This is a genomic window from Pseudonocardia phyllosphaerae (assembly GCF_046546475.1).
Lineage (GTDB): Bacteria > Actinomycetota > Actinomycetes > Mycobacteriales > Pseudonocardiaceae > Pseudonocardia > Pseudonocardia phyllosphaerae.
Window position 1 is genome coordinate 265,583 of the sequence record NZ_JBKGXS010000003.1, and the last position, 21,629, is coordinate 287,211.

A 21,629-nucleotide genomic window follows, 5' to 3' on the forward strand; every position below is an offset into this window, starting at 1 on the left:
TCAGCCCAGGTAGTCCCGGCCGGTGTAGTCGCGGAAGGCGATGGTCGGCAGCTTCGTCCAGCCCCAGCGCCGTTCGGTGCCGACGCGCAGGTCGTAGCGGCCGGGCGGGTGCTCATAGACGACGCGGTCGACGTGGCCCCACGGGTACATCGCGCGCCCGCCCGCCGGGTCGAGCCGGGAGGGCAGCTCCTCGAAGCGGGCCGTGCGGCCGATGCCGGTGAACACGCCGCCGTTGGCGGCGAACCAGGCGTTGTCCCCGGTCGCGCCCTCCATGTCGTCGCCGGTGCGCATCCGCCACTGCGGCGCGTCGACGATCCCGTGCCGGGCGATCGCCTGGTTCTGGCACGGCCACAGCGTCGCGGTGACCTGGTCGGCGAACGCGGGCGCGTCGCCGATCAGCTGCCCGGCGCGTTCGGCCCGGGTGGGCTGCGGGGCGCCGACGGCGAACCAGGTGTCGGCGCCGGACGCCCTGTCCTCGGCGATCATCCGCACCTGGGTGACCGGCCCGGGCAGCTGCTGCCCGGACAGGTCCGCGGCAACGGTCGTCCAGTCGGCCTGCTTGTCCTCCGGCAGGGTCGCCGCGACCCGTACCGTCGCCGACGGCGCGCCGACCGGCCCCGTCCCGGCCTCGACGGCCACCGACTGCTCGGGGCGGACGTCGCCGGTGGCGGGGACGAGCACCGTCGTCGTCCCGGGCGGCACCGGGTACCAGCCGGTGGTGACGCTCCCGGTGCCGGCCGCGGCGCCCACCTGGGTGTGCCAGGTCGTGCCACCATCGGGCGCCGGTGAGCGGTCCGGCGGGGTGCCCTCGCGGGCGTCGCCGGTGAGCCGGGCGGGGCCGGCCGGTGGGGCGGCGGGCTGCGGGACCTGCACCGACACCGCGTCGGCGAGACCGCAGGGGCGTCCGGCGAGCGCGGCCGCGTTCATCGACGCGACCGACGCCCCGGGGGCCTGGGCGACCGGCGCCGCCGCGAACAGCAGCAGCATCAGCGCGACCCCACCGGCCCCGGCGACGGCGAGCACCGCCCGCTCCGGTCCGGGCCCGGACGCGTGCCCGGCGCGTCGCCTGCGGCGCAGCCACCAGAACGCGACGAGCGCGACGGCCACCCACACCAGCGGGTTGCGCAGGTACAGCGGCCCGACGTGCGGTGCGAGCCGGTTCACCAGGATCGGCGAGTCGAACTGCGTGTGCGAGCCGAACGCCTGCCCCCAGTCCGAGAGCGGGCGCCACAGGTTCGGCCCGGCGAACGCCACCGACGCGGCGACGACGAGCACAGCCGTCCCGATCGCGACGACGCGGCCGGGCACCCGGCGCGGCAGCGGCCCGTGGATCAGCGCGACGGCGACCAGCAGCGCGGCCGGGGCGGCGACTGCCCCGAAGTGGTTGACCCACTTCGTCGGGCTGACGGCGACCGCGGCCAGGCCGAGCCCGGTCGTCGCCCAGGCGAAGGCCAGCGCGTCCCCGGTGGGCCCGCCGCTGCCACGCCGCCTGCCGAGGGCGACGAGCCCGGTGACCAGCAGGGCGAGCGCGAGCGCCACCGGCAGGCGACGGCCCCAGGTGCCCTGCTCGTCGGGGCCGAACAGGTTGGCGTAGTGCTCGATCTCGGAGAACCAGGAGTACTGGTAGTAGTACCAGCGGTGCACCGCGAACGACTCGCGCACGTCGGCGAGGGTCGCGTCCCACATCCCCAGCGGCACGATGACCGACGCGGCCGCGGCCGCCACCAGCGCCGTCGTGACCCGGGTGGGCCATCCCGCGGCGGCCAGGTGCCGCCCCACCATCGGCAGCGCGAGCAGCAGCGGTGCGGCGGCGACCAGCGCGGTCGGCGCCGTCGTCACCCCGGCGACGGCGACGGCCACCGCGGGCGCGAGCAGCCCGACCGAGCCGGTGCGCAGCGCCAGCGCGACGAGCAGCAGCACCCCCGCGGTCGCGGCGGTCCCGGCCGGTTCCGGGCGCAGGCTGATGCCGTACGCGCAGAACCACAGCAGGTGCCCGACGGCGAGCGCCGCGGCGGGCCACGCCCGCGTCCCGGCCCGTCCGGTGAGCGCGGCGAGCGTGGCCCGCAGCAGCACCCACGTCCCGAACCCGAGCGCGACCGGGACGACGCGCAGCCACAGCAGCCCCCAGCCGGGCAGCCCGAGCGCATCGCCGAGCTGTCCCCAGAACTGCAGCAGGTACTGCGAGGTGGTGAACGGCGCCTCGGACACGTTGAACTGGTAAATCGCGTTCCCGACGGCGCCGGTCGCGGCGCCCTGGCGGGCCATCAGCGCGTACCAGGAGTCGTCGATGTTGATCGGCCCGAGGAACGCCCAGGCGATGCTCACGACCACCACGACCGCGTCGGCGACCGTGGGCCGCAGCCGCGCCGCGAACGGCGGCCGCGTCCCGGTCCAGGTCCGCACGGCGACGGCGAGCGTTGCCGCCAGCGCCAGCAGGTGCGCGACCAGCAGGACGATCTTGAGTGCGCTCGGCGAGGACTCGTAGCGGGCGTCGGTGTGCAGCTGCACCCCGAGCCCGGCCGCCGCCGGACCGGTCGCGTCCGTGGCCAGCTCGGCGACCTGCGGCGGGGCGAGCGCGGGCCGCTCGGCGACCGGCGCGCCGTCCCGGCTGAGCGTGGTGCCCGACGTCCCGGCGGTGAACGTCCAGGTGCAGCCCTGCCCCGCCGGCCCGGCGTAGAGGGTCTCGCTGCCGGAACGGACGGTCAGGTCCGGGCCGGACGCGGTGACCGCGAGCGACGGAGCGGTGCCCGCGTTGACGCCGGCGGGCATGGTGCGCAGCACGTCCCCGCCACCGGCGGCGGCGACCCCGGCGACCGTCGCGCACGGGACCGTCGCGGTCAGCTCCAGCGGCCGGTACGGCGCCAGCGGCACCGTCGTCGACTCCGGCGCCCGCCCGGCCTGCGGCCAGGTCAGAACCGGGTCGTCGGCGTTCACCGGGGCGAGGGCGGCCGCCGCCCCCAGCACGCAGGTCAGGCCCGCGAGCAGGAGCAGGAGCGCGCCGCGGGCCGGGGCGGCGCGCGTACTCACTCGAAGATCTGCTTCCAGCCCTCTCGGCCGGTCAGGACGGGCTGCGCGGCCCGGTAGCGCTCGCGCAGCTCACCCCAGCCGGACGCCACCGCGCGGTGCAGCCGCAGCGAGTCGCCGACCATCTGCTTGAAGATCTGCGGATCGCGGCGGCGGAAGGTCACACCGCGGCCGTCCGGGGTGGAGACCGTCGCGGAGTCCAGGCCGGCCAGCACGAACCACTGCGCGTTCGCCCAGGGGATGTTGCGCTGCGGCCGGTCCCGCAGCCCCGACGACGGTGTGCGCAGGTTGCGCAGCACGCCGCGCGCCAGCCCGATCGCGATCTTCGCCTTGCCGACCGGCGGCTCCGGGAACAGCTGCGAGGCCAGCGCGTCGAGCTCCGCGGGCGGGACCTCGGTGGCCGAGTTCAGGGGGCGGCCGTCGTCGTACTCGGCGCGCAGCGCGCGGATCTCGTCGAGCACCACCGGCAGCTTCGGGAACAGCGCCTCCGGGCCGGCCAGGAAGTCGGTGAACGCCTTGATCTGCAGCGCGACCGCCGAGTACTCCATGAGCATCAGGTGCCGCAGGGTGCGCTTGAACGTCTCGCGCAGCATGGCGCCGGGGTCGTCCGGGCCGTGCAGCGCGGCGGCGACCAGCCGGTTCCGGTAGTGGAAGTAGGCCTGCCAGTCCGAGGAGTCGTCCTTCTCGATGAAGGACATGTGCCAGATCGCCACGCCCGGGACGGTCGCGGTGCGGTACCCGGCGCCGCGGGCGCGCAGGCCGTACTCGGCGTCGTCCCACTTGATGAACAGCGGCAGCGGCAGCCCGATCTCCTCGGCGACCGAGCGCGGGATCAGGCACATCCACCAGGCGTTGTAGTCCACGTCGACGCGCCGGTGCAGCCAGGACGTCTGGCGCAGCGGCTCGGCGGCCAGGTCGTGGTGCGCCTCGGTCTTCGGCGCGGGCCGCCAGAGGAACTGGTTGCGGTCGACGACCTCGCCCATCGTGGACAGCTGCGAGCGGGACTGCAGCGACAGCATCTGCCCACCCACCAGCATCGGCTCGCGGGCGAAGCGGGAGAACGCGACGGCGCGCAGCACCGAGTCCGGCTCGAGCAGGATGTCGTCGTCCATGAACAGGATCTGCTCGCAGTCGATCCCGCCGGCGTGCGGTCCGGTGCCGTGCAGCACCTCGTACATGATCCGCGCGTAGCCGCCGGAGCCGCCGAGGTTGGGCTGGTCGACGATGCGGAGCCGGTCGCCGAGCGCGGCCGCGGCCTGCTCGTAACCCGTCTCGTCGCGGACCTTCTTCGTGCCCTGGTCGGGCAGGATGATCGCGGTGATCGTGTCCAGGACCTGCGGGTCCGAGGCGAGCGCGGTGAGCGTGGCGACGCAGTCGGCGGGCCGGTTGAACGTCGGCATCCCGACGACGACGGCGGCCCGGCCGGGCGCGTCGTGCGGGGCGTGCCAGCCGCCGCCGTGCAGGGCGAGGCCCTCACCGGCGTCATCGTCGGCTGAGAGGTCGAACCAGATCCAGCCGCCGTCCTCGAACGGGCGCAGGTCCAGCTCCATCCGCACCTCGCGGGCGCCGTCGACGACCTCCCCGCCGACGTAGATCTGCGATCCGTCCGCCTTGGTGCGGTAGACGTCGACGCGGCCGTGCCCGTCCAGGTCGAGGCGCAGCTCGATCGCGGTCAGCGTGGACCAGGCACGCCAGTAGCCGGCGGCGAAGGCGTTGAAGTAGGCGCCGAAGGAGACCTCGGTGCCTGCCGGGACCGTCGCGCTCGTCCGGTCGTGGACACGGGTGCGGCGTCCGCCGGGGGTCGCGAGGGAGACCTGGACCGGCCGGTCCTCGGCCAGGTGCTGCGACGGCGGCACCGGCGGGACGCCCGGGCGCTCGTCGAGGTAGAGGGCGCGCACGGCGAACGGGTCGGCCGGGCGCGGCAGGATGACCCGCTGCAGCAGCGTCTCCCCGGACGACGGGGAGCCCGCGGAGTCGGGCGCCGTACCGGTGGCGCTGTCCATCGCGCTGCCTCGCTGGTCCGTGGGGGCGGTGGTCATCTCGGCGGCCTCGGGGGTTCGGCGGTGTCGGACTCTCGGCCACGCCGATGGCGCCACGCTGCACGGCGTCGGGGCAGGCCGTGGGCCGAGGGTAGCCGCGCGGCGCCGTGACGCCGGGACGCGGGCACCGGGCGCGCCGCGCCACGGCCCACCACCCCGTTCCGGTATGTCCGGACCCTCCCATTGGTGACGCCGGGTAACCGCGTGTGCGGGGTCACTCACCCCGGCGATGCGACGATCGGGTGAGCGAGTGACCGTCGATCACCGACCAGTGGAGTACGTGTGCTGCAGCAACCCCTGACCGACCTGGACGTGTCCCCCGGCTTCGTCGTCGAGTGGTCGCTGGGACGGGACGGGGCGGTGGGCGCGCCGCACCCGTCGTCGTACAACCAGCACAAGCACTATGCCGTCACCGCCGACACAGCCGACGAGCCGGACGAGGGCGATCCGCCGTTCCACTCGTGGATCGCGATGACCTTCGAGCTGCCCGGTCCGCCGGACCGCGAGGCGCTCGCCGCCGCGCTGCACCGGGTGGTGGCCCGGCACGAGATCCTGCGCTGCGACTTCGAGCGGGCCGCAGGCGATCTGACCTGCGGGATCATCGACGCCGATGACATCGCCGTCACCGCGCACGAGGTCGGCCGCCTGGACACCACCGAGGCCGTCCGCGAGCACCTGTTCGCCTCGTTCTGCACCCGGCTGGAGATCATGCGCTGGCCGCTGCTGGTGATGAGCACCGTCGAGCGGGAGTGGTCGACCACGGTCTCGGTCGCCGTCGACCATCTCGTCTCCGACGGCGGCTCGGTCCCGATCCTGGTCCGCGACCTCGCCGAGACCTACACCGCGCTCACCGAAGGCCGTGACGCGGAGCTTCCCCCGGCCGGCAGCTACGTCGAGTTCGGCGAGCAGCAGCGCCGCGCCTACGACGACGTCACCCCCGACGACCCGCGGCTGGCCCCGTGGCGTGGCTTCATGGAGCGCAACGGCGGGTTCTTCCCCCGCTTCCCGCTCGACCTCGGCATCGCCGACGGCGTCCGGCTGCACCCGACGTCGAACCGGACCGAGCAGCTCCTCGACGCCGACGACGCCGACGCCCTGGAGGCGTGGGGCCGTGAGCACGGCGTGCGGGTGCCCGCCGCGGTGCTGGGCGCGCTCGGCGCCACCGTCCGCGCCCTCGGCGGGCCGGAGACCTACCGCGCGCTGCTGCCGGTGAACGAGCGCGGCCGCGACCCCGAGCGGGTCAACTCGATGGGCTGGTACGTCAACACGATGCCGGTCGAGTTCGACGTGTCCGCCGGTACCGACGCCGCCCTGACCGGCGCGAACGACGCGCTGACCGAGATGGTCCGCTCGCTGGACGTCCCGTTCGTGAAGGCCTGGTACGCGCTGGCTCCCGAGCTCGCCGCGCTGCCGGCCTGGCCGTACGCGGTGAACTTCTTCTCCTTCATGGACTTCCGGAAGGCCGCGGGCGGGTCGGACCCGATCGTCTCGGCCGCGCGGATGCACGTGTGGTCCTCCGGCGCCAACGGCATCTGCCACTGGTTCCACCGCAACACCGACGGCCTGCACGTGAACACGATCCGGGTCGCGAACCCGACCGCCGACGCGACCGAGCGGGCGCTGGTCGACGGGGTGCGGGGCGTGCTGGCGGAGCTGGCCACGACGGCACGGACAGCGGCCGCCGCACGCTGACGGGCGCGGCTCGGCCGGTGCGGAACCGGCCGGGCCGCGGCGCCGGGTGCGCTCAGTCCTCGGCGTCGGTGCCCGAGAGCGGCTTGTCCTCGGTGAAGTGCGGGACGAGCCGGTTCTCGTACATGGTCAGCGCCGAGCCGATCGCCATGTGCATGTCGAGGTACTTGTAGGTGCCCAGCCGCCCGCCGAACAGCACGTTGCGGTTCGCGGTCTCCTTGCGCACCAGCTCCCGGTAGCGGTCCAGCTTCGACCGGTTGTCCGGGGTGTTGATCGGGTAGTACGGCTCGTCGCCGGACTCGGCGAAGCGCGAGTACTCGCGCACGATCACCGTCTTGTCCTTCGGGTAGTAGTCCCGCTCCGGGTGCATGTGGCGGAACTCCAGGATCCGGGTGAAGGGGACCTCGGCGTCGTTGTAGTTGATCACCGAGGTGCCCTGGAAGTCGCCGGTGTCCTCGACCGAGAGCTCGAAGTCCAGCGTCCGCCAGCCCAGTTCGCCCTCCGAGTACTCGAAGTAGCGGTCCAGCGGTCCGGTGTAGACGACCGGGACCTCGGCGGGCAGCTGGTCGCGGATCTCGAAGAAGTCGGTGTCCAGCACGACGTCGATCCGCTCGTGGTCCGCCATCCGCTCCAGCCACGCGGCGTAGCCGTCGACCGGCAGCCCCTCATGGGTGTCGTTGAAGTAGCGGTTGTCGTAGGTGTAGCGGACCGGGAGCCGGGTGATGATCGACGCGTCGAGGTTCTTCGGGTCGGTCTGCCACTGCTTCTCGTTGTAGCCCTTGATGAACGCCTCGTAGAGCGGGCGCCCGATCAGCGAGATCGCCTTCTCCTCGAGGTTGGTGGCGTCGCGGGTCTCGACCTCCGAGGACTGCTCGGCGATCAGCGCGCGGGCCTCGTCCGGGCTGAACGCGCGGTCGAAGAACTGGTTGAGCAGCGCCAGGTTCATCGGGAACGGGTAGATCTGCTCGCCGGCCCGGGCGAACACCCGGTGCTGGTAGTTCGTGAAGTCGGTGAACCGGTTCACGTACTCCCACACGCGCTCGTTCGACGTGTGGAACAGGTGCGCGCCGTACCGGTGGATCTCGATGCCGGTCTCGGGTTCCGGCTCGGAGTAGGCGTTGCCGCCGATGTGGTCGCGCCGCTCCAGGACCAGCACCCGCTTGCCCAGTCCCTCGGCGACACGCTCGGCGATCGTGAGTCCGAAGAATCCGGATCCGACGACGATCAGGTCGTAACCGTCGAGGTCCAGGCCGGAGAGCGTCCGCAGGTGAGTCACGCTGCCCGAGGGTAGGACAGACGGGATCGGCGCGGCCGACCGGCCAGGGGTAGGGTCGCTGCGGCCGTCGCGCGCGGACGGGGTGCGCGCTCTGGCCGTCGAACGCACCGCGGCCCGGCCGGCGGGGAAGGAGCGCCCCCGCGATGAGCTGGCTCCCGGCCGTTCCCGCCGCCCTCGCCTCGGTCTTCTGGGTCGTGGCCCCCGGCGCGATCGTCACCTCCGCCTGCGGCCTGCGCGGCATCACCCGCTGGGGCGCGGCCCCGCTGGTCTCGGTCGCGGTCATCGCGACCGCCGCCGTGCTCGGCACCCCGCTGGGGGTCCCGTGGGGGCCCTGGGTTCCGCTGGTCGCGGCCCTGCTCGTGGCGCTGGCCGCGCTGCTGTTCCGCGGGTTCGTCGCCCGGCGCCCCGCGGGCAGCGCGCTGCACCGCGGCTGGCGCACCGCGCTGACGTCGTGGCGGCCGGGTCGCGAGATCCGCTCGTGGTGGGTACGGGTCCGTACGCCCAGCGGCGAGTTCGCCCGCCGCCCCGACCCGCTGACCACGGCGCTGCCGCAGGTCTGGCGCTCCGACGCCGCCCGGATGGCCCCCGACGGGCGCCGCGCGGGCCTCGCCGCCTCCGCCGGCCTGCTGGTCGGGATGGTCGTCGGCGCGCTGACGATGATGCACGGCATCGGCCCGTCGGACACGCTGTCCTCGACCTACGACGCCGTCTTCCACTACAGCGCCGTCGAGCACGTCATCCGCAGCGGCGACGCCTCCTCACTGACCCTGGGCCGGCTCACCAGCCCCGGCGCCGGTCTCGCGCTCTACCCCGCGGCCTGGCACGACCTGGTCTCGCTGGTCGCGATGTCCTCGGGGTCCGGGGTCATCCAGGCGACGAACCTGACCGCATGGGCCGTCGCCGCCGTGGCCTGGCCGCTGTCGGTGCTGTTCCTGACCCGCCAGGTCCTCGGCCGGTCGGCCACGGTCGCGTTCGCCGCCCCGGTGCTCGCGTCCGGGTTCACCGCGTTCCCGTGGATGCTGATGTCGTTCGGCGTGCTCTGGCCGAACCTGCTCGGCGTCGCGATCCTGCCCGCCTCGCTGGCCGCGCTGGTGTCGCTCGTGCTCGGTGCGAAGCACAGCACGCTCGGCCCGCGCGGCGCGGCACTGCTGCTGTTCGCCACCATGCCCGCCGCGGCGCTCGCGCACCCCAACACCGTGTTCAGCCTGGCCGTGCTCGGGCTGTTCCCGGTCGTGTGGGCGGTGGCCCGGCTCGGGCGGCACCGGCTGCTGAGCCGCCGGTTCTGGCAGCCGCTGCTCGCCGCCGCCGTGGTCGTCGTCGTGGTGTGGACGACGCTCTACCTGATGATCGACTCGCCGCTGCTGTCCGGCGTGCGCAGCTTCGACTGGCCTGCCTTCACCGACACCCCGGACGCGATCTCCAACGTCGTCTGGAACGGCATGAACCGGCGCCCGGACCTGGTCGTGCTGTCGGTCCTGGTGATGGTCGGCGCGGTCGTGTCCTTCCGGCGTGCGACGACGTCGTGGCTGGTCCCGGCGCACCTCGCGTCCGGCTTCCTGTACGTGCTGGCCGCATCCCAGGAGAACGACCTGACCGCCGGGCTCACGGGTGCCTGGTACAACGACTCCTACCGGCTGGCCGCGATGGTGCCGGTGACCGGGACCCCGCTGGCCGTGCTCGGCGTCCTCACCCTGGCCGAGGGGCTGCGCCGGCTCGCCGTCCTGGTCCCGAAGCTGCGCAGGCCGGTCGCGCACCGGGCGGTGCCCGCGGCACTCGCGACGGCGCTGCTGGCACTGGCGTTCGTGTTCTCCGGCGCCATGAACCTCGACGTGCACGCCACCGCGCTGTCCGGGCCGTACCGGACGACCAAGGACCAGCTGCTGGAACCGGGGCAGCGCGAGTTCCTCGAGCAGGTCGGTGCCCAGCTGCCCGACGACGCCGTCGTCGCCGAGAACCCGTTCACCGGCAACGGTCTGCTCTTCCCGCTGACCGGGCGCACGGTGCTGTTCCCGCACCTGTCCGGGAACTGGACACCCGACCAGCGCGTCGTCGCCGCCCGGCTGCGGAACGCGGCCGCCGACCCGGCCGTGTGCGACGCGGTCCGGGCCACCGGCACCACGCACGTGCTGACCGGCCCGATCTCGTTCTGGACCTCCGACGCACGCGCCAAGCAGTACCCGGGTCTCGACTCGCTCGACGGCGCCCCCGGCTTCGCACTGGAGGCCGAGGGCGGCACGAGCAAGCTGTGGCGGATCACCGCCTGCGGCACGGCAGGCCCGGACGGACCGCTCCCGCCGGTCGCCTCCGCGCAGGTCCCGCCCCCCGGACCCTGACCCGTACCCGTCCGTCTCCCCGACCTGGCCGTCCCCGACCGAACGGAGCCCCGAGCCGTGGACCCGCACGAGAGCCCCCGACCCGCCGACTCCGCGCTACCCGAGTACGAGCTGCGCTCGCTGCGGATGGTCGACCGCCGCAAGCTCGCCACCGGCTTCGCGAAGCAGATCGCGATCACCACGCAGCCGTTCCTGGACAAGCCGTTCGCCGAGTGCCGGGTCGCCGACCTGGGCTGCGGCTACGGCTACACCGCCCTCGAGCTGGCCGGGATGTGCCGCGAGGTCGTCGGGATCGAGCCGAACGCCGCGCTGGCCGCCGAGGCGAACGCGCTGGCCGCCGAGGGCGGGCGGGACAACTTCGAGTTCCGGGTCGCCGGGATCGACGAGTTCGGCCACGGCGCCGACGCAGGCACGTTCGACGTCGCGGTGCTGGACAACGTCCTCGAGCACCTCGACGACCAGCCGGGTGCGCTGGAGCGGATCTCGGCGTCGCTGCGCCCGGGCGGGGTCGCCTACATCCTGGTGCCGAACCGGTGGTGGCCGATCGAGGCGCACTACTCGCTGCCGTTCCTGGCGTGGCTGCCGCTGCCGCTGGCGACCCGCTACCTGCGGGCCTCCGGGCGCGGCGAGGACTACACCGACGCCAGCTACGCCCCCGGCTACCTGCGGATGCGCAAGCTCCTCGCGCAGCGCCCGGAGCTGGAGAGTCACTTCACCGTGCCCGGCGACGTCTCGCTCGCCGAGGGCGGCGGCTCGAAGCTCTACTCGGCCGGAGTCGCCGCACTGCAACGCTTCCCGGCGCTGTGGGCGATCTCGAAGGCGTTCCTGGTCGTCGCGGTGAAGAAGGGCTGACCCCACCGGTGACGCGCCAGGCCTGGCCCCGGCACGACGAACGCGGGCGGAGCACCCCGCAGCGGGTCGGCGCGCTCCCGTCCGGCCGGGCCCGGCGGCCCGCCGCGCCGCGCCGGTGGCCGCGGGTGGCCGCCGAGCTCGTCGTCGCGCCGGTGGTGGCGGTGGGAGTCACCGCGGCGGTCGTCGCCGTGGTGGCCGCGCTGCGGATCCCGGCGGGCACGAACGTGGCGCTGGCGCTGACCGCGTCCGGAGGCGCGGTGCTCGCCGCGTTGCTCCTCGGTGCGGCGTGGCTGCACCGGCGCGCCCCGGCCGTCGCGACGCCGCTGTCCTGGGCGGCGCTGGCCGCCCTGCCGACGCTGCCGCTGGCGCTGTTCCTGTCCGCGACACCGCACTACCTGTTCGGGGTGTCCGGCGACCAGTCGTTCCGGGTGGAGTTCCTGACCCGGTTCGCCGACTCCGCGCGCCTGGCCGACTTCGCCTACGCCGACCTGCCGCCGTACTACCCGGCGGTGTGGTTCTGGGTCGGCGGCCGCACCGCGGACCTGCTCGGGGTGGGCGCCTGGGCGTTCCACAAGCCCTACGCGCTGGCCACGCTGGCCGTGACGTCGGTGCTGGCGTACGTGCTGTGGTCACTGGTCACGACGCGTCCGCGGGCGCTCGCGCTGGCCACCGCGACCACGTTCGCCGGGCTCGCGACGACCGCGGCGTACACGCCGTACTCCTGGCTGACCGGAGCGCTGCTGCCGCCGGTCGCGGTGCTCGGCCTGCGCCTGGTGCGTCGCGGGAACGGCACCTGGGTGCGGACGGCCGCGCTGGTCGGGCTGGTGCTCGGGCTCGCCGCGGTCACCCACACCCAGATGCTGTGGTTCGGCGGGTTCGTGCTGGCCGTACTGGCCGCCGACGGGCTGCTGACCCGCCGGACGGGCCCGGCGCGGCCGGCGGGGCCGGTGGCGGTGGTGCTCGGAGTGACGGTCGTCGTCGCGCTCGTGCACTGGCTGCCGTACCTGGCCGGGTCGCTCGGCGGCGGGCCGACCTACAGCGCAGGCCAGCACTTCCTGCCCTCGAACGGCTCGAAGTGGACGCTGCCGATGCTCGACCCGACCGCGCTCGGCGCGCTGTGCCTGGCCGGGACGCTGTGGATCGCGTGGCGGTTCCGGTCCTCGGAGATCGCGCGGGCACTCGGCGTCACGGTGGCGTGCTCCTACGCCTGGTACCTGTGCTCGACGGCCGCGCTGGCGCTGGGCACGACGCTGCTCGCGTTCCGGATCGAGCCGGTGCTCACCGCCGCGCTGGCCTGCGGCGCCGTCGGGGCCGCCGCGGACGCGCTCCGGCTGCTGCGCGAACGGGGCTCGGGACCGCAGGCGGCGACGGTGGTCACCGTGCTGGCCGCGGTCGCAGTCGTCGCGCAGGTGCAGGCGGTCCCGCAGCAGTACGCGTTCGCCTCCGGCGCGCAGAACGACTACCGCCCTGACGGCACCCGGCCCGACGGCTCCCGCAACCCGGCCGACGCCGGTGCCTGGCTCGGCGACCTGCGCACGACGATCGACGGGCTGACCGGGCGGCCGCCGCGGCAGGTCGTGGTGCTGAGCGCGAATGTGCCGCTGCTGAGCTACACGCCGTACTTCAGCTACCAGGTGTCGGTGCCGCCGTACGCGAACCCGCGGGCGAACTTCCCGGCGCGCACCGACGCGATCCGCCGCTGGGCCGCCGCGCCGGGGCCGCGGGAGCTGCTCGCCGACCTCGACGCGTCGGCGGCCGCGGGTACCGGCCGGCCGCCGTCGGTGTTCGTGCTCGAGCGTCGCGGGGACGGGTCGCTGCAGGTCCCGACGTCGCAGGACCGGTTCCCGTCCACCGGGACGGGGGCGGCACCTGCGGTGTTCCCGGCCCGGCTGTTCGAGGATCCGGCCTGGCAGCGGCGCGACGTCGGCCCGTTCACCGTGCTGGTGCGGGCCGACGCCCCGCCGGTGCCCTGAGCCCGGCCGGTCAGGACACCTGGACGACGGTGATCGCGTTGCCGTCCGGGTCGCGGAACATGAACAGCGGCGGCACCCCGGTCGCCGTGTCGCTGCCCGTCGGGCAGGTGCCGAGCTCGATGCCCGCGATCCCGGTCAGGAACGCGTGCTCGGCCTGCAGGTCGGTCGTCTCGACGCCGATGCAGCCGCCGCCCGGCTGGTCGTTCATCGGTGGGTTGAGGGCGAGCCGCGTCGTCGAGCCGGGCGGGGCGACCTCGAGCCAGCGGTACTCGCCGTTCTCGCCGAACCGGGTGTCGCCGCGGAGCTCCCAGCCGAGCGTGCCGACGTAGAAGCGCTCGGCGGCGTCCTGGTCGGCGACGGTGAACATGACGACGCCGATGTTGGTGGTGGTGGTGGTGGTCGTGCGCTGCGTGGAAGTGGTCATGCCGGTGATGACCGCGGTGCCGCGCGGAACTCATCGGCGCCGCCACGGATTTCTCGGCGCGGGATCTCAGCGCGCGAGCAGGTGCTCCCCCAGTGCCCGCAGCGCCGCGGTGTCCCGGCGCAGCAGCGCGCCCGGGAGCTGGACGGCCGCGTTGAGCCGCGACGACACGTGCCCGCGGGCCGCGCGGGCGGCGCGGCGCCAGCCGCGGGCGTCCATCCGGGCGGCCTCGGCGGCGAAGTAGCGGCGCTCCTCGGCGAACCGGTTGCCCGCGGCGGCGCCGGAACCGGAGTCGCTGCTGCGGTGTCGGCGGTAGCGGAAGCAGACGTCGTCGTCGACCACCACGGTCTGCCCGGAGGCGATGACCTCGATCGGCAGCGCCAGGTCGAACACGTCCGCCGACTCCGGGATCGTGATCTCCTTCAGCGCGGCGCTCCGCCAGCACAGCGACGGGTTGTAGAGCCAGTTCCCGCGCAGCAGGCTCACCGCGAGGGCCTCCCCGCCGAGCTCGCGCGGGCCGCTGCCGGACGGCGCGAGGACCGCCTTCACCCGGTCGGCGAGCGGCCGGACCGGCTGGTCGTCGGCGTCCATGACCTCGACGCCCGGCTGGACGACGGCGGCGCCGGGGAACCGTTCGTGCAGGCCCAGGACGGTGTCGAGGTAGTCGGGCAGCATCAGATCGTCGGCGCCCATCATCACGAAGAACTCGCACTCGACGGCGTCGATGCAGTGCCGGTTGTTCGGCTGCGCACCGAGCCGGGTGGTGTTGCGGCGGTAGCGGATCCGGTCGTCGCCGAGGCCGGCGAACCAGGGCCCGATCGTGTCGTCGGGGTACCCGTCGTCGACGACGGTGAGCCGCCAGTCGGTGCGGGTCTGCCCCTGGACGCTGCGCACGGCGCGTCGCAGCAGGTCGGGGTCCCCGTAGAAGGGCAGCATGACGTCGACGGTCGCGGTCACGGCTGCAGACGGTAGCGACCGGCCGCATCGTTACGATCCCCCGGCCAGAGCACAGCGATCCGGAGCACGCGTGGACATCCAGAACCACTACTACGGCCACTCGGCCGTCCTGGCCGCATACGCCGGCCTCCCGCGGCCCCGGCACATGGCCGGGCTGCTCCAGCACGGCTGGACGGCGACGTCGCCGGTGGCGGCGCACTTCGCGGACTTCCCGAACGTCGGCGTCGACCCGTCGATCCGGCGGCTGCTCGTCTGGTCGCACCACGCCCGCGGCTGGAACCCGGCCGACGAGGAGCGCTCGACCACGGCCGTAGGTGCCCCGGTGCTCTACCTGGAGCGGCTGCTCCAGGAGCAGGGCTGGTCGCGGTCGGACTCGCTCGGCCCGGTGTTCATCCCGTTCCACGGCACCCGCCTGGTCCGGGTCACCGGCGCGCACGCCGACCTCGCCCGCCAGGTCGCGAAGGTCGACGGTCCGTCCACGGTCTGCCTGCACCACGAGGACCTGACCGACCCGGAGATCACCGACGCGTGGGCCGCGGCCGGGCACCGCCTGGTCACCGCCGGGCGCCGCGACGACCCGCACTTCCTGCTGCGGATCATGCACCTGGTCGGCAACGCGAGCCGGGTGTCGTCGAACCGGCTGTCCACCGCGGTGGTCTACGCGGCCGCCGTCGGCACCCCCGCCGCCGTCTGGGGCGACCCGCTGACCTTCGGCAACCAGGGCGCCGAGGCCGTCGCCGACCTGCGGGAACGCTGGCCGGAGTTCCACACCGCCGACCCCGAGGACGGCTCCCGCCCGGCCGAGGACGCCGCCGAGGCCGACGCCGCCGCGACCCGGCTGGCCCGCGCCGAGCTGGGCGCCGACGCGCTGCTCGACCCGGCCGGTCTGCGCGCCGCGCTGGGCTGGCAGCACCGCAACCCGGGGCCGTTCCTGCAGTACTACGCGGCGTCGCCGGTCGCGAAGGCCGCGATGGTCCTGGGCCTGACCCAGCGCAGCGCGGCGAGCACCGCGGCGATGTCGGCGGGCAGCTTCAGCCCGTGGTTGTGGTTGCGCAACCCGCTCGCCGCGATCCCGCGCCCGCTGCCGGAGGGTCTGCCGATCCCGATCGCGACCGAGGAGCCCCTGCAGCCATGAACGGCGGCTCGGGGGTGGAGGAACAACCACGGGCCCCTCGGCCCGTGACGATCCTCAGCCCTTGAAGATCCGCCGCACCAGCACGATCAGCGCCACCCCGAGCAGCGCCGCCAGCCCGAACCGCAGGCCCAGCCAGCCCCAGCCGTCGGCGGGCAGGACCGCGCCGAGCGCGCAGATCCCGATACCGGCGAGCACCGGCGGCCCCAGGACCGCCTCCCGCCACGTCGTCTCGGAGACCCTGCGGCGCAGCAGCGAGGTGCCCCCGGCGAGGGCCAGGTAGATCAGCGGGAAGCCGAGCGCGACCGCGGTCAGCGAGCCGGTGCCCGCGGCCAGCAGGACGGCCGCGACCAGACCGACCACGAGGCTGAGCGGGCTCGCGACGGCCAGGCCGCCGCTGCGTCCGGACGCGAAGACCAGGTGCACGTTCGCCAGGTAGGCGACGCTGACGACCGCACCCGCCGCCGTCACCCCGACGATCGGGACGAGCTCGGTGGGCACGAACTGGGCCGGCGCCAGGATCCGCAGCAGGAACGGCGACAGCAGCGCGACCCCGCCGGACAGCGCCACGGTGACCGCGGCGACGTCGCGGGCGCTGCGCTCCAGCGCGGCGCCCCGTTCCTCCGGCGCGGCCCGGTAGACGACCGGCGCCCAGGCGTTGTTCAGCGCCGAGACGATCATCGCCGGGGACGAGCCGAGCAGCAGCGCGACCTGCATGCGGCCGCCGTCCTCGAGACCGAAGTAGCGGTTCACGATCAGGATCAGCGCGTTCTGCACCAGCAGCAGCGCCACCAGGTGCGGCACCGCGGGCAGCCCGACCTTGAGCGCCTTCACCAGGTCGCCGCGTTCGGTACGCGGCCAGCCGCCGCGCAGCGACAGCGCGATCCCGGTGAGCCCCGCGACCAGGTAGCCGAGCAGCAGCCCGAGCAGGTAGTGGTCGGCGTCGCCCGCCGTCCAGATCACCAGCGCGAGCCCGGCGAGCGGGCCGCCGAGTGTCGCGACCGCGGACATGACGACGAACGGGACCGGCCGGTCCTCCACCCGCAGGAACGCCTGCGCGTTGAGCACCGCGGCGAACCCGGCGGCGGCCACGGCGGCGAACACCAGCCCGGCCTGCCAGGGCACCGACAGCACCGGCTCGCTCCACAACGGACCGGCGAGCACCGCGGCGGCGACGAGCAGCGCCGAGACCCCGCTGCCCTGCAGCACGAGGGCGCGGGCCCCGTCGACACCGGAGCGTTCCAGGATCCCGTGCCGGGTGATCGCGGCCGCGAGGCCGAGCCCGACGACCATCGCCCCGACCTGGACCAGGATCAGCCCGGTCGCGACGATCCCGTACTCACTCCGCCCGAGCACCCGGGTCACGACCGGTGTGACCAGCACGTTCGCCAGGATCGGGGCGACCGAGCCGAGGGTGTAGAGCGAGCCGCGGCCGAGGACGTCGCGGCTCGCGTTGCCCGCCACCGAGGTCATCCCCCGTACCCGAGGAACTCCCGCACCAGGCCGGCGACGCGGTCGACGTCGGCGTCGGTGAGGTCGGGGAACAGCGGCAGGGAGATCTCCTGGGCGTAGTACTGCTCGGCGTTCGGGCACAGGCCGCGGCGGTAGCCGAGGTCGGCGAACACCGGGTGCCAGTACGCCGGGACGTAGTTGACCTGCACGCCGATCCCCTGCTCGCGCAGGAACTCGAACAGCTCGCGGCGTCGCCCGTCGAGCACCCGCAGCGGGTACAGGTGCCAGGCCGGGTCGGCGCCGCCCCGGGTGACCGGGGTGCGGACCTCGGCGACGTCGGCGAATGCGGTGTCGTAGCGAGCGTGGATCTCGGTGCGCCGCTTCGTGAACGCCGCCAGCCGGGTGAGCTGCGACGACCCGAGCGCGGCCAGCAGGTCCGGCAGCCGGTAGTTCAGGCCGAACGCGTGTACCTCCTGGTGCCACGGGCCCTCGTCCGGGAACCGCTGCCGGTCCCGGTCCCGCACCAGGCCGTGGTTGCGGAACGACCGCGCACCCTCGACCAGCGCCGGGTCGGGCGACACGACGGCGCCGCCCTCGGCCGTCGTCAGGTTCTTGGTCGGGAAGAAGCTCAGCGTCGTCAGGTCGGCGAGCGCCCCGACCGGGCGGCCCTGCCAGGTGCCGCCGACGGAGTGCGCGGCGTCCTCCAGCAGCAGCGCGCCCGCGTCGTGGGCGAGCGTGCGCAGCGGGTCGGCGTCGATCGGGTGCCCGGCGTAGTCCACCCCGGCGACGACGGTCGTGTGCGGGGTCAGCGCCATCTCCACCGCGGCCGGATCGAGGTTGCCGGTGTCGGCGTCGACGTCGGCGAAGATCACCCGGGCGCCGTGCAGCGCGGCCGCCGACGCGGTCGCGACGAACGTCAGCGGGGACACCACGACGTCCTGACCGGGGCCGACGCCGGCCGCGGCGTAGGCGACGTGCAGCGCCGCGGTCCCGCTGGTGACCGCCACGGCGGGGTTTCCGCCGCAGACGGCGGACAGGTCCTCCTCGAAGCGGGTCACCGCGGGACCGGTGGTCAGCCAGTCCGTGCCCAGTACCGCGGTGACGGCCTCGACGTCGGCGTCGGAGATCGACTGACGGCCGTACGGGAGCATCAGGGCAGCGCCTCGACCATCTCGCGCAGCTGCTGCGGGGACAGCCACAGGTCGTTGGTGTCGGAGCGGTAGGCCTCGCCGTCCGGGACCGGCTCGCCGTCGGCGGGCGAGGTGTAGCCCCAGCCGGCGATGTAGGGCTCGACGACGTAGCGGTCGGGCAGCTTGAGGGTCCGCCGCGAGTCGTCCCCGGCGATCATCTCCTCGTGCAGTTTCTCGCCCGGCCGGATCCCGATCTCGTGGGTCGCGGCACCGGGCGCGATCGCCTCGGCCAGGTCGGTCATCCGCATCGACGGGATGCGCGGCACGTACAGCTCGCCGCCCTGCATCATGTCGAAGGAGTCGATCACGAACTGCACGGCGTCGGGCAGCGTGATCCAGAACCGGGTCATGCGCTTGTCGGTGATCGGCAGCGACTCGCCCTCGGCGGCCAGCCGCTTGAACAGCGGCACGACCGAGCCGCGGCTGCCCAGCACGTTGCCGTAGCGGACCACGGCGAAGCGGGTCTCGTAGGCGGCCGCGTAGTGGTTGGCCGAGACGAACAGCCGGTCCGCGCACAGCTTGGTGGCGCCGTAGAGGTTGATCGGGCTCGACGCCTTGTCCGTGGACAGCGCGACGACCTTCTTCACCCCGGAGTCGATGGCGGCCTCGACGACGTTCTGCGAGCCCTCCACGTTGGTCCGGATGAACTCGAACGGGTTGTACTCGGCCGTGTCGACCTGCTTCAGCGCCGCGGCGTGCACGACGTAGTCGACGCCGTGCATGGCGCGCTTGAGCCGGTCACGATCCCGCACGTCACCGAGGAACCAGCGCAGCCGCGGGTCGTTGTCGAACAGCTGACGGCACTCGTACTGCTTCAGCTCGTCCCGGGACAGGATCACCAGACGGCGGGGGTTGTAGCGGTCCAGCATGGCGCGCACGAACGCCTTGCCGAAGGACCCCGTCCCACCCGTGACCAGGACCGACGAGCCCTCGAGTACCGACATCACGCCTCCATATCAGCGGGTGTTCTCCCGCCCGGCATGATGGCACGCGTCGCTCCGGATGAAGGGAAGCAGGTGCGCGTCAACGCGGTGATCCAGGCCCGGACGGGGTCGACGAGGCTGCCCGGCAAGGTCCTGCGGGATCTCGGCGGGCGTCCTGTGCTGGACCGGGTGGTCGACGCGGCGCGTGCCGCGGACGGTGTGGACCGGGTGGTCGTGGCGACCTCGGTCGCCCCCGGGGACGACGCCGTGGCCGAGCGCGCGGCGTCGCTCGGCGTCGACGTGGTCCGGGGTTCGGAGGACGACGTGCTGGCCCGCTTCGTGCAGGCGGCCGACGAGTTCCCCTGCGACGCCGTCGTCCGGCTCACCGCGGACTGCCCGCTGCTCGACCCGGCGCTGATCACGCTGGTCGCGGCGACCTGGCGGTCCGCCCCCGAGCACGACTACGTCGCGACGACGCTGATCCGGACGCTGCCGCGCGGTCTCGACGTCGAGCTGGCGACGGTGGCGGCGCTGCGCGAGCTGGCGACGACGGCGGCCGGGCACGACCGCATCCACGTCACCTCCGGGCTCTACGGCGACCCGGACCGCTTCCACTGCCTCGGCCTCGTCGTCGCGCCGGCGGCGAACGACCTGCGGGTCACCCTCGACACCGCCGAGGACCTCGCCGCGCTGCAGGACCTGGTGGCGCTGCTCGACGGCCGCACCGGCTGGCGGGCGGTCGTGTCGACGCTGCGCGAGCACCCGGAGGTCGTGGCGCGCAACGCCCACGTCCGCCAGAAGTCGCTGTCGGAGGGCTGAGGGGTGCGGCTTCTCCTGCGCTGTGACGCCGGGCCCGCGACCGGCGTCGGGCACGCCGTCCGGTGTGCGGCGGTGGCCGAGGCGGCCGCGGCGGCCGGTCACGACGTCCTGTGGTCCGGCACCCTGGACGGTCTCGGCTGGCTGTGGGCGGGGCTGGACCTGCCCGGGCCGCCGTCGCCGCTGCCGCCCGCCGGTACCGCCGCCGATCTGGTGGCGCTGTGCCGCGAGCACCGGATCGACGCGGTACACGCCGACCACTACCTGCTCGACGACGACCTGCGCCCCGCGCTGAACGCCGCCGGGGTCGTGCTGTGCACCGTCGAGGACTTCGCCACCGGGCGGCGGCCGGGGGACGTCGTCGTCGACCCGAACCTGGGCGCGGACACCCACCCGCGGCCGGACGACGGCTCCGGGCTCCTGCTGCGCGGCCCGGCCTACGCGCCGCTGCGCGCCACCGCCCGCCGGGCCCGCACGGCGCGCGCCGCCCGGGGCGCAACCGGGGACGTGCCGCGGGTGCTGGTCGTGATGGGCGGGACCGACGCAGCCGGGTTGCTCGACCGGGTCGTCGCCGCGCTCGACGCCGCCCGTGCGCCCGCCGAGGTCGACGTCGTCGTCCCAGCCGGACGCGACCTCGACCTGCCCACCGATGGCCCGGCGTGGTTCCGGGCGATCGCGCCGCTGCCGGACCTGCCCGCGGCGATGGCCGGGGCGGACCTCGTGGTCAGCGCGGCCGGGACGACGGTCTGGGAGCTGTGCTGCGTCGGTGTCCCGATGGCGCTGGTGCGGGCCGCGGACAACCAGACCGAGGGGTACCGGACGGTCGTCGAGGCCGGGGCAGCGGCCGGGCTCGGCGACGCCGGTGAACTGGCCGATCCCGAGCTCGCCGCGCCGCTGCTGCGGGCGCTGCTCACCGAGCCGGAGCAGCGGGAGGCGCTCGCCGACCGTGCCCGGACGGTCGTCGACGGGGGCGGGGCCGCACGGATCGTGGCCGCGGTCGCCGGTGCCGCCGGACCGGCACTGCGCTCCCGCCCGGTGGTGCTCGGCGACGCCGAACGCCTCCTGGCCTGGCGCAACGACCCAGAGACCCGTCGCTGGTCACGGTCGGCCGACGAGATCGACCTGGCCTCGCACCGCCGCTGGCTGGCCGGGTCGCTGGAGCGCGACGACCGCCTGCTGCTCGTGGTCTCCGACGACGACGGCGACGTCGGCACCGTCCGCTGGGACCGCGAGCGCACCGGCTGGGAGGTGTCGATCACCGTCGCACCCGAGCGGCGCGGCGCCGGGCTCGCGGCGCCCCTGCTGCGGGCCGGCGAGGACGCCCTGCGGGAGCACCTCGGGGCGGGCACACCGCTGGTCGCCGTGGTGCACCGGGACAACACGGCCTCGGCCCGGCTGTTCGCCCGCGCCGGGTACGCCGAGGGCGGCACCGGCCCCGACGCCGACGGGTTCCGGACCCTGCGCCGGACCCTGTAATCGCACGTCACGGCCCCCGCACAGGCACCGGTTCCGGCGTGGAACCGGCCTCCCGGATCGCCCGGCCACGCGCACC

15 protein-coding genes are annotated in these 21,629 nt (G+C 74.5%); 7 read left to right on the forward strand and 8 right to left on the reverse strand.

Annotation, left to right across the window (positions count from 1 at the left end):
* Window positions 1-3,027 carry an arabinosyltransferase domain-containing protein gene (locus ACLE50_RS09735; RefSeq protein ID WP_410943107.1) on the reverse strand — a complete coding sequence of 1,009 codons (3,027 nt, stop codon included), beginning with the start codon at window positions 3,025-3,027 and terminating at the stop codon, window positions 1-3.
* A complete protein-coding gene (locus ACLE50_RS09740; protein ID WP_410943108.1) occupies window positions 3,024-5,063 on the reverse strand; it encodes a glycosyltransferase in 2,040 nt (679 codons plus the stop codon). The genes ACLE50_RS09735 and ACLE50_RS09740 overlap by 4 nt, the downstream gene beginning before the upstream one ends.
* A 282-nt stretch (window positions 5,064-5,345) precedes the next feature.
* On the opposite strand from ACLE50_RS09740, the gene ACLE50_RS09745 reads away from it, so the two are divergent.
* A complete protein-coding gene (locus tag ACLE50_RS09745) occupies window positions 5,346-6,755 on the forward strand; it encodes a condensation domain-containing protein (RefSeq protein ID WP_410943109.1) in 1,410 nt (469 codons plus the stop codon).
* Window positions 6,756-6,807: 52 nt separating this feature from the next.
* Here ACLE50_RS09745 and glf read toward each other — a convergent pair whose 3' ends face one another.
* On the reverse strand, window positions 6,808-8,028 hold the full coding sequence (gene glf, locus ACLE50_RS09750; protein ID WP_410943110.1) for a UDP-galactopyranose mutase: 1,221 nt from the start codon (window positions 8,026-8,028) through the stop codon (window positions 6,808-6,810).
* Window positions 8,029-8,171: 143 nt separating this feature from the next.
* On the opposite strand from glf, the gene ACLE50_RS09755 reads away from it, so the two are divergent.
* The 3 genes from ACLE50_RS09755 to ACLE50_RS09765 are packed head-to-tail and all read left to right on the forward strand — an operon-like array spanning window position 8,172 to window position 13,186.
* Window positions 8,172-10,361, forward strand: a complete 2,190-nt coding sequence (locus tag ACLE50_RS09755; RefSeq protein ID WP_410943111.1) for a DUF6541 family protein — start codon at window positions 8,172-8,174, stop codon at window positions 10,359-10,361.
* A 57-nt stretch (window positions 10,362-10,418) separates the two neighbouring features.
* A complete protein-coding gene (locus ACLE50_RS09760) occupies window positions 10,419-11,213 on the forward strand; it encodes a class I SAM-dependent methyltransferase (protein ID WP_410943112.1) in 795 nt (264 codons plus the stop codon).
* Window positions 11,214-11,221: 8 nt separating this feature from the next.
* The gene (locus ACLE50_RS09765; RefSeq protein WP_410943113.1) at window positions 11,222-13,186 is read left to right on the forward strand and encodes an arabinofuranosyltransferase; all 1,965 of its coding nucleotides are present in this window, start codon (window positions 11,222-11,224) and stop codon (window positions 13,184-13,186) included.
* A 10-nt stretch (window positions 13,187-13,196) separates the two neighbouring features.
* Here ACLE50_RS09765 and ACLE50_RS09770 read toward each other — a convergent pair whose 3' ends face one another.
* Together ACLE50_RS09770 and ACLE50_RS09775 are read right to left on the reverse strand one after the other, a co-directional pair.
* Complete coding sequence (locus tag ACLE50_RS09770) at window positions 13,197-13,610, reverse strand: VOC family protein (protein WP_410943114.1); 414 nt, start codon at window positions 13,608-13,610, stop codon at window positions 13,197-13,199.
* Between the two features lie 66 nt (window positions 13,611-13,676).
* Window positions 13,677-14,564 carry a glycosyltransferase family 2 protein gene (locus ACLE50_RS09775; protein ID WP_410943115.1) on the reverse strand — a complete coding sequence of 296 codons (888 nt, stop codon included), beginning with the start codon at window positions 14,562-14,564 and terminating at the stop codon, window positions 13,677-13,679.
* 70 nt (window positions 14,565-14,634) lie between these two features.
* Here ACLE50_RS09775 and ACLE50_RS09780 point away from each other — a divergent pair, with 70 nt between their 5' ends.
* Window positions 14,635-15,699, forward strand: a complete 1,065-nt coding sequence (locus tag ACLE50_RS09780) for a hypothetical protein (protein ID WP_410943116.1) — start codon at window positions 14,635-14,637, stop codon at window positions 15,697-15,699.
* Between the two features lie 54 nt (window positions 15,700-15,753).
* On the opposite strand, the gene ACLE50_RS09785 is transcribed toward ACLE50_RS09780, so the two are convergent.
* The 3 genes from ACLE50_RS09785 to pseB are packed head-to-tail and all read right to left on the reverse strand — an operon-like array spanning window position 15,754 to window position 19,282.
* A complete protein-coding gene (locus ACLE50_RS09785; protein WP_410943117.1) occupies window positions 15,754-17,169 on the reverse strand; it encodes a lipopolysaccharide biosynthesis protein in 1,416 nt (471 codons plus the stop codon).
* The gene (locus tag ACLE50_RS09790; RefSeq protein ID WP_410943118.1) at window positions 17,166-18,299 is read right to left on the reverse strand and encodes a DegT/DnrJ/EryC1/StrS family aminotransferase; all 1,134 of its coding nucleotides are present in this window, start codon (window positions 18,297-18,299) and stop codon (window positions 17,166-17,168) included. Before ACLE50_RS09790 ends, ACLE50_RS09785 begins: the two co-directional genes overlap by 4 nt.
* On the reverse strand, window positions 18,299-19,282 hold the full coding sequence (pseB, locus tag ACLE50_RS09795; RefSeq protein WP_410943119.1) for a UDP-N-acetylglucosamine 4,6-dehydratase (inverting): 984 nt from the start codon (window positions 19,280-19,282) through the stop codon (window positions 18,299-18,301). The genes ACLE50_RS09790 and pseB overlap by 1 nt, the downstream gene beginning before the upstream one ends.
* Window positions 19,283-19,354: 72 nt before the next feature.
* On the opposite strand from pseB, the gene ACLE50_RS09800 reads away from it, so the two are divergent.
* Together ACLE50_RS09800 and ACLE50_RS09805 are read left to right on the forward strand one after the other, a co-directional pair.
* Entirely contained in the window at window positions 19,355-20,080 is a 726-nt protein-coding gene (locus ACLE50_RS09800; protein WP_410943120.1) for a cytidylyltransferase domain-containing protein, read from the forward strand.
* Between the two features lie 3 nt (window positions 20,081-20,083).
* Window positions 20,084-21,553 carry a GNAT family N-acetyltransferase gene (locus tag ACLE50_RS09805; protein ID WP_410943121.1) on the forward strand — a complete coding sequence of 490 codons (1,470 nt, stop codon included), beginning with the start codon at window positions 20,084-20,086 and terminating at the stop codon, window positions 21,551-21,553.
* Window positions 21,554-21,629 lie beyond the last annotated feature (76 nt).